Raw genomic sequence first — 17,187 nt, 5'->3', positions numbered from 1 at the left:
AAATCATATCAGAACGAATTAGGCAATTCCAATTGGTGTGGCTTCAGTGCGGCAAATTCCCGCAAGAGCACAAAAATGCACAGTTTTTTATAGTTTTGGCCGAAAAAATGCTTTCGAGCCATGCTGATGCCGCAATCGGAAACAATTCAATAAAGCGTGTGAAACGCATTGGCCAAATTGACTATTGGCGCTGCAACGCGCACAAACGTGTAAATTCTCGGCTTAAAAATTTTGATGGGGAATCAGTTTTGCTCGCTCGTTTCGTTGCCTTTGCCATTGCTGTTGGCTTGTTTTCAATTGTTGGTGGAACCGTCTTTGCGCAAGGGGTGCCCAAATCTCGGCACGGCGACTGGGAGCTAACTTGCGAAAATCCACCCGGTGCAAGCTTTGAACAATGCGCGCTTGTGCAAATCGTCTCTGACGATTCTCAGTCTGGTCTCAAACTCAATGTCTATGTAATCAAAACCGCAGACGGCAAATACACTTTGTTGCGCGTTTGGGCGCCATTGGGTGTGCTTCTCACCAAGGACCTTGGCGTAAAGCTTGATGAGCAGGAAATGGTGTGGATGCCGTGGGTACGCTGCTTGCCAAGCGGCTGCGTTGCGGAAGTTGCTTTGGACGATACCAGCCTTGAGCAATTGCGAAACGCACAGAACGCCTTGTTCGTCATTTTCAAAACACCTGAAGAGGGTATCGGCATTCCGATTTCCATGAATGGTTTGAGCGACGGTTACGACAAGCTTCCATAAGTCATTTCCCAAAGTTCACAGTTCAATTTGGTTGTTCACCTTGAGGTGACTTGATCTTTTGCGCGCAAAAGACCATCTATGTGGCCTTGAAATCATTAGGCCGAGTGTGCACGCGGCGACCAGTTGAAAGCTAAACTATGTCCAAACAGGCAAGTGGCGGTATGAAAGCCGTTTTTACTGAAGGCTCGACAATGCGCCATGTGATTGTGATGACATCAACGTCAGCAATCGGTTTGATGGCAATATTCTTCGTTGATGCCATCACGCTCTTTTACATTTCGCAGTTGAATGATGCCGCGCAAACTGCCGCTGTTGGTCGTGCTTCCTATGTTCTTGGCTTTGTAATTGGCTTGTCCGTTGGCTTCATGATTGGCGCATCCGCAATGGTTTCGCGTTCAATTGGCGCAGGCGACGACGAAGCGGCGCGGTCCTATTCAGGCACCTCGCTATTGTCCGCCTTTGCCTTTGGTATTGGCGTGGCAATAACCGGATTTTTGCTAACAGATTGGTTGATGTGGCTATTGAAAGCTGAGGGACAAGCCCTCGAATATGCCCGCACCTACTTGTATATTGTTCTGCCTTCCATGCCATTCCTTGGTGTTGGCATGGTGACAATGGGCCTTTTGCGCTCCAAAGGCGATGCGAAGCGCTCAATGTATTTGCCGCTAATCGGTGGCGCACTTACGGCGGCACTAGACCCGATCTTTATCTTTGTTCTTGGCTGGGATGTGGTTGGCGCGGCTGTTGTTTCTGCAATCATGCGGGTCACGTTCGCCGCGTTGGGCCTCTATTTTGTTATTGGCATCCACAATATGGTGGCTTTGCCAACTGCGGAACGATTCATCAAAGACCTCAAGAACATCCTCAAGATCGCTCTACCCACGGTTGCCACCAACTTGGCGGCCCCTGTTGGTGCATTTCTAATTGCGCAAGGTGTTGCTGATTTCGGCGACGCGGCGATTGCGGGCCAATCGGTTGTCGACCGACTTGTTCCTTTGGCGTTCGGCGTCATCTTTGCGCTATCTGGCGCAGTTGGGCCAATCATTGGACAAAACTTTGGCGCGGTCAAAATGGATCGCGTGCGCCAAGCTTTGATGGATGGTGTTATTTTCAACGCCGTTTATGTGATGATTGCTTGGGGTCTATTGTTCATTGCGCAGGATTATGTTGTGCGCACCTATAATGCTTCAGGTGATATGGAACTGGTGATCAGATTGTTCTGCACAATCATGGCTGGATCATTCTTGTTCAACGGCATGTTGTTTGTCTCAAACGCGGCGTTCAACAATTTGGGCAAACCGCTTTACGCCACCCTGTTCAACTGGTCGCGCCAAACATTGGGGGTTGTCCCATTTGTCTATTTTGGTGCGCAGTGGGCGGGTCTTACCGGCATCTATTGGGGCATTGCTGCAGGGGCGGTTGTGTTTGGTGTGTTGCCGGTCATAGCTGCTTTTGCGTTGATCAAGAAGCTAACGCTCGAAAAACAACAAACACCTGACGCTGCACCAGCCACCACATAAAAAAGCCGAACCGAAAGCGGAGTGCTTTAGGGTTCGGCTATAGTTTTCCGGGGGTTGGAAACTTTTTTTGCCTTAAAGATTGCTCGCACGTTTGCGGGCAATCGAGAGGCGCCACAAGGCCTGATCGTGACCGAGTTCGACCATTTCATGCACATCGGAAGCTGTTAGGCCAATATCGGCCAACTGATGTGCGTCCAGCGCATTAAGCGCCTTATATGTCTTTTGCTGGCGGTACGAACGCACTAGGCGTTCTGCAAAAAGGGACCATTTTGTCGCAAATGACATCAGCTGTGAATTGCCGAAGCTGAAGCCTGTACGACGGCTTGTTGAAACAAACGCCATATCAAATCTCCATCGATGTGTGAAATGCCGAAGACCGGCATGAGTGGTTTACAAGAAACAACATATTGACAAACTCATCATTCGTCTAACAAATAGAAATCATAAGTACGATCAATTTTGGTGATGACTATGGCTACTCCCTTAGACTTGGATCAGTTACAAACATTTGCGGTGATTGCAGACTGCGGCAGCTTCACAGAGGCAGCGAAACGCGTCTTTAAAACGCAGAGTGCGGTGTCGATGCAGATTAAGCGACTTGAAGAGCGTCTTGGAACAAGCTTGCTTGTCCGCGACGGGCGTCGCGTCACCGTCACACATGCAGGCGAAACGCTTTATCATCGTGCGCGGCGCATGCTACAAATCAACGCGGATATCGTTGATATTTTTTCCAAGGAAGATCTGTCCGGTACCATCCATATCGGCATTCCAGATGACTATGCAGTGCGCGTGTTGCCGCTTCTTTTGTCGTCATTCCAGCGCTCCCATCCAAAAATTCAAATTGATGTGCGCTGTCAGCCATCAGAGGAATTGCTGGTGGGCGTAAAGTCGGGCAAATATGACATGATTATCTTCACTCAAGGCACTAGCCACAAATTTGGCGAACTGCTGCGCTCTGAGCCGATGCATTGGATGGTTGGCAAAAAGTCCGAAGCCCATTTGCAGCGCCCACTGCCTATCGCTTGTGGCAACAAAGACTGCTGCTGGCGTTTGTCCGCTGAGGATGCGTTGACGGACGCCAATATCGATTTCCGGATCGCCTATACGTCGTCAAATGCAACGGCCATCACCAGCGCCGTGAACGCAGGGTTGGCCGTTGGGGTTTTGTGCGAAAGCTCCATCACCAAAGACATGCGCATTCTTGGACCTGAAGATGGCATGCCGCCCCTGCCCGATGCTGACATTGCGATGTTACGCGCCAGCAATGCTTATGGCGGCATCTACAATGCGCTGGCTGAACACATCAAAGAGAGTTTGGAAACCGTGATGGAAAGCGCGGCCTAGAACAGGCGTTCTGTGTAAACTTTTTCGATGTCACCATCCCAAGTGGAATAGTAAGCATCCAACATCACTTCTGCTGGGCTCTTCTCTAATTTGAGGGCGCGCTCTACAGGGTGAAGGAAGACACCTTCGTCAAAACCTTCCCAGTTTTGGCGCGCGCGTGCCGCCAAACCGTTGCGAGAGATTTCAAGCATATCGCGGGCCACTTCGCCAACTTTACGGCCCGCAATTTCAGCTTGGAACGCTGACTTTGCGACATCAACTCGAAGATGGTCACGCTGCTCAGCGGTCCAGTCTTTTACAAGATCCCATGCTGCATCGAGTGATGATTGATCATAGAGCACCCCAACCCAGAGCGCAGGAAGCGCGCAGATGCCTTCCCATGGACCGGAATCGGCGCCACGCATTTCCAAAAAGCTCTTTAAGCGGACTTCTGGGAAAATGGTAGAAAGATGGTCTTCCCAATCCGCAATCGTTGGTAATTCGCCTGGTCGCTGCGGAAGCTTGCCTTCAAGGAAATCTCTAAAGCTTTCACCGGCGCAGTTTACATATTCACCGTCGCGGATAATGAAATACATCGGCACATCAAGGGCATAGTCGACATATCGCTCATAGCCCATGCCATCTTCAAAGGCGAAGGGCAACATCCCGGTGCGGTCTTTGTCAGTGTTCTGCCAAATGTGAGCCCGGTAAGACAAATAGCCTGATGGCTTGCCATCAACAAATGGCGAATTGGCAAACATTGCTGTTGTAATGGGTTGCAAAGCTAGGCTCGTGCGCAGTTTTTTGACCATGTCAATTTCGGACGAAAAGTCGAGATTTACCTGAACCGTACAGGACCGGAACATCATGGACGTGCCCAAAGTCCCGACTTTTTCCATGTAGGGCTTCATAATGCCATAGCGTGACTTTGGCATCATCGGCATATCTTCAAGTGACCAAGCAGGCGCAACGCCAAGCCCCAAAAATTCGAGCCCCATTTCATCCGTTATGGAGCGTAGCATTTTCAGGTGGTTGCCAGTTTCTTGGCAGGTTTCGTGAAGCGTTTCCAGTGGTGCACCAGACAACTCCAATTGGCCACCCGGCTCCAGGGAAATCGATCCGCCCCCTACTGGGTCTTTGAGACCGATAATATTGCCTTTGTCCATTAGGGGCGACCAATTGGTCTTAGTTTGAACAGCCTCTAGAATCGCTTTGATTCCGCTTGGGCCATCATATGTCGCCGGGGTGCGTTGCTTTTTGCAGAAAACGAATTTTTCGTGCTCCGTGCCAATGCGCCATTCGCTTTTCGGCTTCTCACCCTTTGAAAGGGCTTCGATCAAATCGGCTTTAGATTCGATCAATGGGCTAACAACAGGAGAGGCTGACATCAATTAGGTCCGTTAATTCATTCTTCGAGCGTCAACCCGAAATCGACAAAAGTGAGCACGACAATAGCGCGCAATTTCAATGTTTCAATCCTTTTATCGTAAATCACCGATATTTGACTGAATGAGCGTAAGTGCCGCCACGGCTGCTGTATCCGCACGTAAGATTCGTGGCCCTAAACTGATGGGTACACAGAACGGTTTTGCCAATAGCAGTTCGCGTTCAGCATCTGAGAACCCTCCTTCAGGACCTACCAGCAAAGCGACGGGTTGATCTTTGATTTCCATCAAACTGTTTGCAGCACCGCCAGCTGGCGCACCTTCATCTGCAAACACCAGTTTGCGATTTGGATGCACCTGATCCCATTGATCAAGGAGATCGGCCAATGAAATTTGTTGATGCACCGTTGGCACATTTAAGATTTCGCATTGCTCAGCCGCTTCGATTGCGTTTGCGACCATCTTGTCGTGCTTGAGTTTTCCAACAAGTTGGGTGTGCTGGGTAATCACTGGCAGCAAATGCCCGACGCCCATCTCAGTTGCTTTTTGCACCATATAGTCGAGCCGTGCGCTTTTGAGCGGTGCGAACATGTACCAGAGATCAGAAGCTGGTGTTTGCTCGACGGCTAACTCGATCAAGGCAATGGTTGCACCTTTACGGTGCGCATCTGCAATCTGCGCCAAAAATGCGCCATCACGCCCATTAAACAAGATCAGTTCATCGCCTTGCTTCTTGCGCATCACATTGAGCAAATAATTCGTTTGTGGTTTGTCGAGTTTCAACTCGCTGCCAACAACAAGATCGACTTCAACAAATAGACGGCTTAGATTTTTGTGATGGCGTGGCATGTGGTTCACACTTGCTTGACAAAGTTTCAACGCCTATTAGCGTTGCTCATCGCCGTGATACAGAAAATGTGACTATGAGTGAACCAAAAACTGACCGCGTTGCTGACGCAGATGCCAAGAACTGGGTTGATCGATTTGCCCCTGCGGCTACTCGGCCATATCTGCGAATGGCGCGGCTGGATCGTCCGATTGGCTATTGGCTATTGTTTTGGCCCTGTGCTTTTTCGTTAGCTCTTGCGGCGGTTGCACGACCGCAAACGGGCTTTTCGCTTTATTATTTGGCTCTTTTCTTTGTCGGAGCGGTGGCCATGCGTGGCGCAGGCTGCACACTCAACGACATTATTGATCGCGACATAGACGACAAGGTTGAGCGGACACGCTCACGCCCGATACCTTCGGGGCAAGTTAGCGTGCGCCAGGCCATCATCTTCTTGGTGGCACAATGCCTTATTGGACTGGTCGTATTGTTGCAATTCAATGATTTCACAAAACTGTTAGGCATCTCGTCGCTTGTTCTGGTGGTGATTTATCCCTTCATGAAGCGCATCACCTATTGGCCACAATTGTTTTTGGGGCTTGCCTTTAATTGGGGTGCGCTGATGGGATGGGCGGCGATGTTTGGCACCCTGCACTATCCCGCATTTTGGTTATATGCAGGTTCAATTTTGTGGACCATTGGCTACGACACAATCTACGCGCTGCAAGATCGCGAAGATGACGCAATGATTGGTGTTAAATCGACAGCGCGTCTTTTTGGCGCATATGCGCGCGAAATCACCGCTGCTTTTTATGTTGGCGCGTTAATTTTGTGGTGGTTTGCAGCCGATGGTGCTGGGGTTGGCAAGGTTTTTCTATACGCGGCTTGGGCGGTGCCGCTATTACTGATTTGGCAAATCGCAACGCTTAAACCGGAGCAAGGCTTGAACTGCCTTGTCCGGTTTAAAGCAAATCATTGGGTCGGGCTGGCACTGGCACTTAGTTTGTACATTGAGTACAGGTTCTAATTTTGGAGACTTAGAACCTCGACCCTGAGTGCATTATGTTTTAGCCGGAAACCAAACCAATTTTTCGTTTGTTGAGAAAGCGCGGGCGACGGTTTGCTTGGTTTGCAAGCTGCCGGCGATTTGTTTCATTGCCGAGCATCACGCCACCAACATGTTGGGTGTATGGCACCAAGTCACCATTACCAGCACGAATGAACAATGGCAGCGCGAGCTTTTTGCCCCAATTTTGCCATTCGGCGACCACAGCATGGTTACCTTCTTCTTCGAACACGCGATAATTCAAACCACTATCAGAATGCACCAGTTCAATTGAGCTTGTGAGCACACCTTCATCTGAGATGGTGGTGGCCACAGCAACGCCCATATATTCGGTCACTGGTACTTTGATTTTGATCGGAACGCCTGATTTGGACAATGTTTTGCGAACCGTTACAGTTTTCACATCGTCTTTGGGCGCATTGTCGTTTGCTGGTCGGAGTGCGGGCAGGCTTTGCCCGTTCTTTCCGCTGAGGATCACATTGGATCCTCGAATGATTGTGCCTTGCAGCATGGTTTAGTGCCTTCCTGTTAACTCGAGAGCTGTTTTTAAGTTTTCGCTTCTCGTTGTTGAGGACCAAACTACTGGAGAGGTTTCTCAATCCGCTTAAAAAATGCGGTTAAATTTTCGTTGTTTCAAAGAGGGTTAGCAGGTTATGACCGGGCATAACGGCTAATTAACCGAAACAGCATGGTTGCACCTTATAAAAAGGTCACATATCAGTCTCACTGGGCACTTAAGCCAATTGACGGAGCCATGGATGCCGCAACAAAGCGCGCTCGAATTTGAAGCTGATTTGGAATTGATCCGCTCCGCGGCAGTTAGTGCCGGTATCATCGCAACAGGTTTTTTTCGCCAAGATGTAAAAACTTGGACAAAAGACAATGCATCTCCGGTCTCTGAAGCTGACTATGCGGTTGACAGATATCTTAAAGCAACGCTTTGCGGCGAACGACCTGACTACGGTTGGCTAAGTGAAGAAACAGCCGACAATCTGGATCGCATGAATAAGGACCGCATTTTTGTGGTCGACCCGATTGATGGTACACGCGGTTATTTACAAGGCGACGACAGCTGGACAGTTTGCATAACGGTTGTCGAAAAAGGCAAACCCGTCGCTGGTGTTGTTTACGCGCCTATTCGTGATGAATTTTATGAAGCTGTTGCAGGCGGTGGAGCCTATCTAAATGGGGAACCCATTCGACGGCGCGCGCGCATGGGGAATGTTGGCCCTATAATGCCTGCGCCTGGCGCTGTGCACAGAGAGTTAGAGGCACGTGGCATTTCGTTTGTGCGCGGGCCAGCGATCAGATCATTGGCGCTTAGGTTGGTGCAAGTAGCAACAGGTGTCTTGGACATTGCGGTATCGCGACGTGGCGCACAAGATTGGGACATTGCATCCGCATCGCTGATCCTTGAAGAGTGCGGCATCAGCCTTGAAGATGTGTGCTGCGGCAAACCGTCCTTTAATAAGCAAGAAATTCGGCATGGCGCTATTGCGGCAATGGTTGAGGACGGTTTAAAAGACGACATCCATGAGGTGCTGCGAAACGTCTATGGATGCCCAACAAACATATAGCTTTTAAGTGAAGTGGGAACTTTATGAGCGACGATAATAAGCAACTGCTGCATCTGGTCATCGGCGGCGAACTTGAAGACCTAGACCATGTCACATTCCGCAACCTAGATGAGGTCGACATTGTTGGTGTCTACCCAAACTACGAAACTGCTGCGGCCGTTTGGAAGCAGAAAGCGCAAATGACAGTTGATAATGCGCACATGCGTTACTTTGTTGTGCATTTGCACCGCTTGCTTGATCCAGGCAAGAAATAGCTTTTATGAGCACAGAGGTCAGCCAACCTGAAAAGTCAGGCTTTTTTCAAAGCGCAGGGTTCCGACGTTTTTTGGGTTGGCACGTCCTTGGCGGCTATTTGCGATTTTCGTCCGCCACATCAAAATTTGTCTATGACCCGCCCAATGCACACGACATTTCAGCGGATCTAATGCCGGCGATATTTTGCTGTTGGCACGGGCAAGGCATGTTGGGCATGAAACTGGTGCCCGTAGCCGAACAATTGTCCATTCTAACTTCTCGTCATCCCGATGGCCAAATTGTTGCCGCAGCGGCGGAGAGTTTTGGTTGCTCATCGATCGATGGTTCAGGCGCAAGCTTTAAACAGGATGAAGGCACCGGCGGTATGGCCGCTATGCGCGAAATGCTGCGTGAAATGAAGCGCGGACAATCGATTGGCATAACTGCAGACATTCCGCCTGTTCCAGGTCGTAACGTCAGTGATGGCATTGCCCTGCTCGCGCGCTTCTCTGGTCGACCGATCATTCCATACGCGGTTTCCAGCTCGCGCCGCACGGTGCTTGAAAATGTCTGGGACAAAATGCAGATCAACCATCCATTTTCGCGGATGACAGCCTGTATTGACGAGCCGATATGGGTACCCAAATCCGCTAAGGATTTGGAGCCTTATTCAAAAGAGTTGGCAATGAAACTTGATCGCACCACCGCGCGTGCTTTTGAATTGGCTGACAAAAAAGACTAGATTTAAGTCCCCGCGATTATCCGCACGGCCGCATCCAACGCACCGGGTGGTCCCATGCGCTCAATCCCGATTTTGCCACGTCTTTCCGCCTCGGCTTTATCTTTGAGCAAGGGTTCGAGCTTGTTGGCCAGTTGCAATGCATCAACCGGAGAGGTGATGCGGCTTTCGCCCATTAGTCGTTCATTTCGACGCACACGTTGTGGGCGTGCATCATCTGGAACCAGCGCAATTGTCGGAATACCCAATCCGGCACTCTGAAAGCCTGCGGTACCAGCTTGCCCCACAACCACTCGCGACTGGCGAGCGAGCGTGCCAATGCCTTTTTCAAAGAAATGGACTTCTGTTTGATCAAAAGAAGCAGCCACACCCAAATGTTCGCCGCCGATCAGGTTTTGATCTATCAGATTTCGCAGCCCGGCACTTTGAATTAACGACCCAACATCAACGCCAGTCGCAACGGGAACCAAGATGACAAGTGGGTATTTCTGCGAAAGTCGGTTTATCGCATCCATCTCAACAGCAAAAAGCTTTGGCGCTGCAGCGCGACTACCCGGCAGCAAGGTAACGCCAACCTTGCCGGCGCACAAAGGCGCAATGTCGATATCCAATTCAGGCACTGTATCCATCATCAGATTGCCGGCAAAGCCTGCATCTATATCCAGCGCGCGCAGTGAACCGGCTAAAATGTCATCTCGGCAGAGGATTTTCTTAGTCGTACGCTTCAACGCTTGCTTTTCTGCGGCAGAATATTGCCTTGCATAGCCTGAATTGTAGACGTCGATGTGAAGATCGACTTTGTAACCACCGGCAAAGCTCAAAAGTGGGCCAATGATGTCGCCAACTGTAACCACCTTGTCCCAGCGCGCTTTGTTGTCGCGCATGAATTTGACATGACTAACAGCGGTAAACGCCAATCCATGCTGGAAGTCTTTGAGCAAAGAGCCAACTTTACGGTGCCCTTCGCTAGCGAGATCACCGCGTGGCCCTACTGTCTCACATATGCCGTCATATGATTTTCCGGGACCAACGGTTGGCAGCGCTTCAACCAAATCCACATGTCGCGATAGTTCACGCGCCAGAAACGCGGCCATTGCATCTTCGCCATAGCCGTTGGATATCACCAGAACACGCACGATGCTGGGAGCTTTCTACTTGTTGCTGTCTGCTATGGCTTTCATCGACGCAAGGGCGTCAATATAGGCCTCCTGCTTGTCGACACTCCAATAGGTGAGGTCTTCAAGCGCAATCCGCTGGCCCGTTACTGCGCAGGTCACAAAATGACCCGGCTCAATTACGGCAAAGTCCGCATCCAAATAGCGCAGTTTTGCTTCGCGCTGGCCAAATCCAGGTTCAAAAATATTCATTTCGTCCTCTTATCTCGCTCACATATAAGAGACCTGCTAGAAAAAATCAAAACAAGCTTTCCTGCCCATCAATAGTTTTTTTAGCCTTGGGCTTTGCTTGCTTTTTGGTTTTTTGTGGCGGCTTATCGGAAATCTGAGCACCAACATCACCGTCAGAAAGTCTCAAAGTGACGCCTTCGCCCGCTTCCAGAGCCTTTGCAGATCGCGCCACTTGGCCATCTGCATCCAGAACGAGCGCATAGCCGCGACTTAAAACTCCTTTATAACTCAACGAGTTGAGTAGCTTAGATTGTGACTCTAGCAGTGCTTGGCGTTTCTCGAGCAACCTCTTAAAGGCTGGGCTCATCGCCCTCGCCAATGGCTCGAGGCGCAAACGCGCGCGGCTTGTTGGCTGCTTCAAGCCCTGATCCATACGGCTGCCAAGTGAAGTCAAACGCTCGCGCAAATTGCTGTGCTTTTGCTCAATTGATTTTGGGGAAACACGCGGCGCTACCGCGCCAAGCTGCGCGCGCTTGCGGTCCACAAATTGGGTCAGTGCATTCCCTAGTCGCAACGTCGCCATATCTTGGCGCTGTCTCGCTGTCGCCGTCAGTTCTTGCGGCTTCGGCATTGCGGCGGCAACGGCTCGCATCCGGTCCTTGAAGTTTGAAAGGGTTCTTAGTTGTGCGTTTCGCGTCCGTGAGCCAAGATCTTCGACATAATTGACCAGTTCCGCCTTCACTGGCACAGCCATTTCAGCGGCACCTGTTGGCGTTGGCGCCCGCTTGTCCGCTGCATAATCGATCAGCGTAATGTCCGTCTCGTGACCAACCGCAGATATGATTGGAATAGTCGAATCTGCGGTGGCGCGAACAACAGCTTCGTCGTTAAAGCCCCACAAATCTTCAATTGAACCACCGCCACGGGCGACAATAAGCAAATCGGGGCGTTTAATCGGTCCATTCGGCTTGATGGCGTTAAAGCCTTCAATTGCTCGAGAAACCTCTGCGCCACATGTGTCCCCCTGCACGCGCACGGGCCAAACAATCACATGAGTTGGAAAGCGATCATCAAGTCGATGCAAAATATCTCTGATAACAGCGCCGGTGGGCGAAGTGATGACGCCAATCGTTTGCGGCAAATAAGGCAGTTCGCGCTTGCGGTCAGCATCAAACAAGCCTTCAGCCGCCAATTGTTTGCGACGCTGTTCCAGCAATGCCATCAGCGCGCCAGCGCCTGCTGGCTCAATATGCTCGATAACAATTTGGTATTTTGAAGAACCTGGGAATGTTGTCAGCTTGCCCGTGGCAATAACTTCCATACCCTCTTCGGGCTTTATCGCAAGCTTGGAAAACACACCACGCCAGATCACGGCATCAATTTTTGCTTTGTCGTCCTTTAGCCCAAAATAGGCATGACCAGACGCATGTGGTCCGCGATAACCGCCAATTTCGCCGCGAACGCGCACATGACCAAACTTGTCCTCAACCGTTCTTTTGATCGATTGAGATATTTCGGTAACAGTAAACTCGTGGGCGTTTGTTTGCAAAGATTCCATATCAGAACTGGTGCAACGGATATTTGGCGCCGTCAAGGGTGACTGGTTGCCATCAACATGATAAGGGAGCGCCAACGGGCAACACTCAAAGATTCTGGACAAAGATTATGAACATTTTGCTGATTGGTTCTGGCGGTCGCGAACACGCTTTGGCATGGGCAATTGCCAAATCCAAACACACAGACACGCTGTTTATAGCGCCAGGCAATGCAGGCATGGAAGAGTGCGGGCAATTGGTTCAAATCGACGTCGATGATCACGCGGCAGTTGCTGAGTTTTGTGCAGACGAAAATGTGCAATTTGTGGTGGTCGGCCCAGAGCAACCATTGGTTGATGGACTGTCCGACGTGCTGCGCGAGTGCGGCCTCAAGGTGTTTGGCCCATCACAAGCTGCCGCTCAGCTTGAAGGATCGAAGTATTTCACCAAGGCCCTGTGCGACGAGATGAATGTGCCGACAGCGGCTTACGGCAAGTTCGATGCACTAGAGCCAGCGCTTGCATATTTACAAGAGCAAGGCGCACCGATTGTCATCAAAGCTGACGGTCTGGCTGCTGGCAAAGGTGTGACCGTTGCCGAAACGCTAGAGCAAGCTGAAGCAGCCGTGCGCGATTGCTTTGACGGCACCTTTGGCGAAGCTGGTGCATCTGTGGTGATCGAAGAATGTTTAGTGGGCGAAGAAGCATCATTGTTTGCCTTGAGCGACGGGAAAAACATTGTGCTGCTGCCATCTGCGCAAGATCACAAGCGTGCATTTGATGGTGACAAGGGCCCGAACACCGGCGGCATGGGCGCGTATTCGCCAGCTCCTGTAATGACTGAAGAAATGCTGGAGCGTACGCGTAAAGAGATTATCGAGCCCAGCATCAAGGGCATGGCCGATCGCGGCACACCCTTTACTGGCGTTTTGTTTATTGGCTTGATGATTACCACTGATGGGCCAAAACTGATCGAATATAATGTGCGTTTTGGTGACCCGGAGTGTCAGGTGCTCATGATGCGCCTCAAGTCTGACATTGTTGAACTATTGAGCGCTTGCGCTGATGGCACCCTAAACGAAGAAAACCCACAATTTGACGACACTGTTGCGCTTACAGTTGTGATGGCGGCGGATGGTTACCCCGGATCTTACGAAAAGGGCACACAAATAAGAGGTTTGGAGTCAGTTGACGATGAAAACGTCAAGGTATTCCACGCAGGCACCAAACGCGACGGCGACAAGCTGGTTGCAAATGGCGGACGGGTGCTGAACGTCACTGCAAAGGGCACGACCGTGCAGGAAGCGCGAGACCGCGCTTACGCTGCAATTGACAAAATCGATTGGCCAGAAGGTTTTTGCCGTAAAGATATTGCATGGCGCGCGATTGAACGCGGATAGGCTTTTCCGCCCTTCCCTTTTTATTTGATTTACGTTCTACTTCTCCTCAACGCATTAACTGAACAATCGTTCATTAATGTGAGGGAGGAAGAACATGCTGGCAAAACAGGGCGATATAGGCTCCACGCGCGACGAGTTTAAGTGGCACATTCCCGAACGATACAATATCGGGGTAGATATTTGCGACAGGATCGCCGCGCAATCGCCGGATAAAATCGCTATCATCGATGTTGCTGAAGATAAGAGTTTTCACTCCTACAGTTTTGGGCAGCTGCTTGATAAGTCGAACCAGCTTGCCAATTTGCTCAGCGCCAACATTCAGGTGGGAGATCGGGTCGCGGTTTTGCTGCCGCAATGTATTGAAACCGCCATATCCCATATTGCGATAACAAAAATGGGCGCAATCTCATTGCCGCTTTTCACGCTCTTTGGGCCAGAAGCGTTGTTGCATAGGCTCAACGATAGCGGTGCCCACACTGTCATCACCAATGCTGACGGGGCCGCGAAACTGCAAACCATTCGACGGCAGCTTCCCGCGCTTCAGCGCGTCATCTCTATTGATGGTGCGCAGGAAGAGGCAATTGACTTTCACACAGCATGCAATAGTCAATCGACAGATTTTACCCCGCACAACAGCAAAGCTGACGATCCAGCAATTCTGATCTATACCTCAGGCACCACCGGCAAACCTAAAGGTGCTTTGCACGCCCATCGTGTATTGTTGGGGCACCTCCCCGGCGTCGAGATGAGCCACAATTTCTTGCCGCAACCCGATGATTGTATTTGGACCCCGGCCGACTGGGCTTGGATTGGTGGATTGCTTGATGTGTTGATGCCTGCGTTGCATCACGGGGTGCCGGTTGTCGCTCGCCGCTTTGCTAAATTTCGTGCCTCAGACGCGTTCGAGCTGATGCGGGACCACAATGTTCAAAATGCCTTTCTGCCGCCAACCGCGCTGAAAATGATGCGTCAAGACCCGGATGCTGAAAGCTGGGGGCTAAAACTTCGTTCTGTCGCCAGCGGTGGTGAAACGCTTGGCACGGAGTTGTTGGATTGGGGCCACAAGGTTTTCGGTACGACAATCAACGAATTCTACGGCCAGACCGAATGCAATATGATCGTTTCATCCTGCGTTGATCTAGAACCCGCAGAGCCGGGGGTGATGGGCTTTGCCGTTCCTGGTCATGACGTGGAAATAATAGACGAAAAGGCAAAATCCTTCATGGGCGTTGGCGACGATGGCAGCATTGGGGTGCGTTCTCCTGATCCAGTGATGTTCCTGAACTATTGGAACAACCCTGACGCAACGCGAGACAAATTTGTTGAGATTGACGGCACCGCCTGGCTATTGACGGGTGACAAAGGCCACAAAACGGCAAGCGGACGAATACGATTTATTGGTCGCGATGATGATGTGATTAGTTCATCGGGCTATCGAATTGGCCCCGCCGAAATTGAAGACTGTCTATTGACCCATCCAGCAGTCAAAATGGCGGGCGTTGTGGGCAAGCCTGACCCGGTTCGCGGCTCGATCGTTGCTGCCTACATTGAACTGGCAGACGGCTATTCTGGCAGCGCTGGCTTGGCAGACGAGATCGCAGCGCATGTCAAAAACAAATTGGCCGCGTACGAGTATCCGCGCGTCATCCGTTTCATTACCGACATGCCGATCACCACCAGTGGCAAAATCATCCGCGCTGAACTGCGGCAACGCGCAGAAAAGGAAGCAGCCGATGAGCAATAATAGCGCTATTTTGTTGGAACGCCGCAACGGCATTGCCATTGTTAGTTTGAACCGTCCCGATCAGCGCAACGCATTTGATGCCGCAATGTGCGACCAGATGCGCGATGCGTTCAACCAAATCGAAGCCGACAATTCCATTTTGTGCACTGTCATTGCAGGCAATGGTCCATCCTTTTGTGCTGGCATGGACTTAAAGGCATTTGTTGCAGGCGATGCGGACAAAATGCTGTTTGGCGAATACGGATTTGCAGGCTTTGTGAAACGCAAACGCAAAAAGCCTGTCATCGCCTCGGTAGAAGGCGCGGCTCTTGCTGGCGGGTTTGAACTGATGTTGGCATGCGATCTGGTTGTCGCCAGCGAAAGCGCCAAGTTTGGTCTACCTGAAAGCAAACTCGGCCTAGTGGCTGCTGGCGGCGGAGCGATCCGGCTTGGTCGACGCGTACCAAGGGTCATCGCAAACCAGATACTGCTGACCGGGCGCGTGTTCAGCGCGCAGGACGCCCTACAATGGGGATTGCTTAACAATGTGGTGCCGGACGGCGAAGCGCTAGAAAGCGCAATACAACTTGCGCAAGAAATCGGTGAAAATGCGCCTTTGTCTATTCAAGCCAGCCTTGCGCTTTCCGATCTTTCTACTGACTTGGTGGAACAGCATCTGTGGGAGGCAAACGATCAGCAAATGCAAGAGATTGGCGCGACCGCAGACGCCAAAGAAGGCCCAACCGCGTTTATTGAAAAGCGCAAACCTGTTTGGCGGGGTGAATAGCCTTCTATCGAACTGAGAGTTTAATCAGTTTCTTCAGTCAACCGCACAATCGCATCACGCGACATTTTGGTGAGTTCGGCTTTTTCTTTGTCGCGATAGTAGGCGTAGGCAATAACAGCATTGTGCAACGCCCAACCGCGACCACGCCGCCATTCGTCTTCGCCAACACCTAATGACTTTTTGAACTTTGCGCGCGCCTCGCCCTCAAACAACCACCAAGCAGGCGGCAAGTCAGCGGCAGGATCGCCTACGGCGGCAAGACCAAAATCGATAACGCCCGTCAGAATACCGCCATTTGTGATCAGATTACCTGCGTGCAAATCGCCATGAAACCAGCTAGGCATTCCATCATGTGGCGCGGCCTTTGTTGCGTCGTCCCAAATGCCCAAAAGCACTTCGCGATCAAACTCGTCGGCAATCTCAAAAACTGATTTACGGGTAATTTCGGTTTTTTCGATCAGCGGTATACCGCGTTTGTGGTCTGAGTTTTCTCCCAAAAACCCGTGATCAGGTTCGTTAGAACGCAACTCCGCAATAAAAGAGGCCAGGAGTTCAGCACTTTGCACCGGATCAAGGGGTGGATTTGTGAAATAGTCGCTGCCTTGCATCCACTCATAAATTGCAATTGGCATGGATGATTTCGACCCAGCATCAAACTCAACGATTTTTGGCACGTTTAGTGCGCGCAGCCTTACGCATTGCAGAATGGCAACTTCGCGTTTTAGCGCATTCGCCGCATGATCGTGCAGTGGAACGCGAACAACCAACTCATTGCCAAGACGATACATGGCGTTTTCAGTTCCGCCAGATACAACACGCTTCAATTCATAAGAAGAATATTTTGGCCACCTACTTGCAATGGCACTTTTGATCCCCACCTCATCAAATGCAGTGCCTAAACCAGTGCTCAAATTCAATTCATTTCACTTATTGTTGCGTTGAATGGAACATAGTTTATAGCCACAATACACCAAGTTA

The 17,187-nt window shown here is 50.8% G+C and carries 18 protein-coding genes; 10 read left to right on the top strand and 8 right to left on the bottom strand.

Annotation, left to right across the window (positions count from 1 at the left end; translation table 11 throughout):
* Positions 1-107: 107 nt before the first annotated feature.
* Together QQL65_RS10060 and QQL65_RS10055 are read left to right on the top strand one after the other, a co-directional pair.
* Complete coding sequence (locus tag QQL65_RS10060; RefSeq protein ID WP_284364159.1) at positions 108-749, top strand: invasion associated locus B family protein; 642 nt, start codon at positions 108-110, stop codon at positions 747-749.
* 137 nt (positions 750-886) lie between these two features.
* Positions 887-2,269: an MATE family efflux transporter gene (locus QQL65_RS10055; protein ID WP_284364158.1), complete on the top strand. Its 1,383-nt coding sequence runs from the start codon at positions 887-889 to the stop codon at positions 2,267-2,269.
* Between the two features lie 72 nt (positions 2,270-2,341).
* On the opposite strand, the gene QQL65_RS10050 is transcribed toward QQL65_RS10055, so the two are convergent.
* Complete coding sequence (locus QQL65_RS10050) at positions 2,342-2,611, bottom strand: DUF1127 domain-containing protein (RefSeq protein ID WP_284364157.1); 270 nt, start codon at positions 2,609-2,611, stop codon at positions 2,342-2,344.
* 129 nt (positions 2,612-2,740) lie between these two features.
* Here QQL65_RS10050 and QQL65_RS10045 point away from each other — a divergent pair, with 129 nt between their 5' ends.
* Positions 2,741-3,613: a LysR family transcriptional regulator gene (locus QQL65_RS10045; RefSeq protein WP_284364156.1), complete on the top strand. Its 873-nt coding sequence runs from the start codon at positions 2,741-2,743 to the stop codon at positions 3,611-3,613.
* Here the strand turns inward: QQL65_RS10045 and QQL65_RS10040 are convergent.
* The gene (locus QQL65_RS10040) at positions 3,610-4,980 is read right to left on the bottom strand and encodes a glutamate--cysteine ligase (protein ID WP_284364155.1); all 1,371 of its coding nucleotides are present in this window, start codon (positions 4,978-4,980) and stop codon (positions 3,610-3,612) included. The genes QQL65_RS10045 and QQL65_RS10040 overlap by 4 nt on opposite strands.
* A 93-nt stretch (positions 4,981-5,073) precedes the next feature.
* Entirely contained in the window at positions 5,074-5,826 is a 753-nt protein-coding gene (locus QQL65_RS10035; protein ID WP_284364153.1) for a 16S rRNA (uracil(1498)-N(3))-methyltransferase, read from the bottom strand.
* Between the two features lie 74 nt (positions 5,827-5,900).
* Here QQL65_RS10035 and ubiA point away from each other — a divergent pair, with 74 nt between their 5' ends.
* Positions 5,901-6,830, top strand: coding sequence for a 4-hydroxybenzoate octaprenyltransferase (ubiA, locus tag QQL65_RS10030; RefSeq protein ID WP_284364152.1), 930 nt, complete (start codon positions 5,901-5,903; stop codon positions 6,828-6,830).
* Positions 6,831-6,870: 40 nt separating this feature from the next.
* Here the strand turns inward: ubiA and QQL65_RS10025 are convergent, their stop codons facing one another.
* On the bottom strand, positions 6,871-7,380 hold the full coding sequence (locus QQL65_RS10025) for a DUF6101 family protein (protein ID WP_284364151.1): 510 nt from the start codon (positions 7,378-7,380) through the stop codon (positions 6,871-6,873).
* Positions 7,381-7,627: 247 nt separating this feature from the next.
* On the opposite strand from QQL65_RS10025, the gene QQL65_RS10020 reads away from it, so the two are divergent.
* From QQL65_RS10020 to QQL65_RS10010, 3 genes are read left to right on the top strand one after another with little or no spacing between them, the layout of a single operon-like run.
* Complete coding sequence (locus tag QQL65_RS10020) at positions 7,628-8,446, top strand: 3'(2'),5'-bisphosphate nucleotidase CysQ (RefSeq protein WP_284364150.1); 819 nt, start codon at positions 7,628-7,630, stop codon at positions 8,444-8,446.
* A 23-nt stretch (positions 8,447-8,469) separates the two neighbouring features.
* Entirely contained in the window at positions 8,470-8,700 is a 231-nt protein-coding gene (locus QQL65_RS10015) for a DUF4170 domain-containing protein (RefSeq protein ID WP_284364149.1), read from the top strand.
* Between the two features lie 5 nt (positions 8,701-8,705).
* Positions 8,706-9,422, top strand: a complete 717-nt coding sequence (locus QQL65_RS10010; RefSeq protein WP_284364148.1) for a lysophospholipid acyltransferase family protein — start codon at positions 8,706-8,708, stop codon at positions 9,420-9,422.
* Between the two features lie 2 nt (positions 9,423-9,424).
* Here the strand turns inward: QQL65_RS10010 and QQL65_RS10005 are convergent, their stop codons facing one another.
* From QQL65_RS10005 to xseA, 3 genes are read right to left on the bottom strand one after another with little or no spacing between them, the layout of a single operon-like run.
* On the bottom strand, positions 9,425-10,513 hold the full coding sequence (locus QQL65_RS10005) for a hypothetical protein (protein ID WP_284364147.1): 1,089 nt from the start codon (positions 10,511-10,513) through the stop codon (positions 9,425-9,427).
* 57 nt (positions 10,514-10,570) lie between these two features.
* The gene (locus tag QQL65_RS10000; protein ID WP_284364146.1) at positions 10,571-10,786 is read right to left on the bottom strand and encodes a DUF2093 domain-containing protein; all 216 of its coding nucleotides are present in this window, start codon (positions 10,784-10,786) and stop codon (positions 10,571-10,573) included.
* A gap of 46 nt (positions 10,787-10,832) precedes the next feature.
* Positions 10,833-12,323 (bottom strand): exodeoxyribonuclease VII large subunit, encoded by a 1,491-nt coding sequence (gene xseA / locus QQL65_RS09995; RefSeq protein ID WP_284364144.1) that lies wholly within the window; start codon positions 12,321-12,323, stop codon positions 10,833-10,835.
* A 107-nt stretch (positions 12,324-12,430) separates the two neighbouring features.
* On the opposite strand from xseA, the gene purD reads away from it, so the two are divergent.
* The 3 genes from purD to QQL65_RS09980 all read left to right on the top strand — a co-directional run bounded on the left by purD (position 12,431) and on the right by QQL65_RS09980 (position 16,209).
* On the top strand, positions 12,431-13,699 hold the full coding sequence (gene purD / locus QQL65_RS09990; RefSeq protein WP_284364143.1) for a phosphoribosylamine--glycine ligase: 1,269 nt from the start codon (positions 12,431-12,433) through the stop codon (positions 13,697-13,699).
* 94 nt (positions 13,700-13,793) lie between these two features.
* Entirely contained in the window at positions 13,794-15,443 is a 1,650-nt protein-coding gene (locus QQL65_RS09985) for an AMP-binding protein (RefSeq protein ID WP_284364141.1), read from the top strand.
* Positions 15,433-16,209 carry a crotonase/enoyl-CoA hydratase family protein gene (locus tag QQL65_RS09980; protein WP_284364139.1) on the top strand — a complete coding sequence of 259 codons (777 nt, stop codon included), beginning with the start codon at positions 15,433-15,435 and terminating at the stop codon, positions 16,207-16,209. Before QQL65_RS09985 ends, QQL65_RS09980 begins: the two co-directional genes overlap by 11 nt.
* Positions 16,210-16,229: 20 nt before the next feature.
* Here QQL65_RS09980 and QQL65_RS09975 read toward each other — a convergent pair whose 3' ends face one another.
* On the bottom strand, positions 16,230-17,120 hold the full coding sequence (locus QQL65_RS09975) for a phosphotransferase (RefSeq protein WP_284364137.1): 891 nt from the start codon (positions 17,118-17,120) through the stop codon (positions 16,230-16,232).
* Between the last annotated feature and the right edge of the window lie 67 nt (positions 17,121-17,187).

This window comes from Maritalea porphyrae (genome assembly GCF_030159895.1).
GTDB lineage: Bacteria > Pseudomonadota > Alphaproteobacteria > Rhizobiales > Devosiaceae > Maritalea > Maritalea porphyrae.
This window is presented reverse-complemented; position numbering and strand designations above follow the sequence as displayed.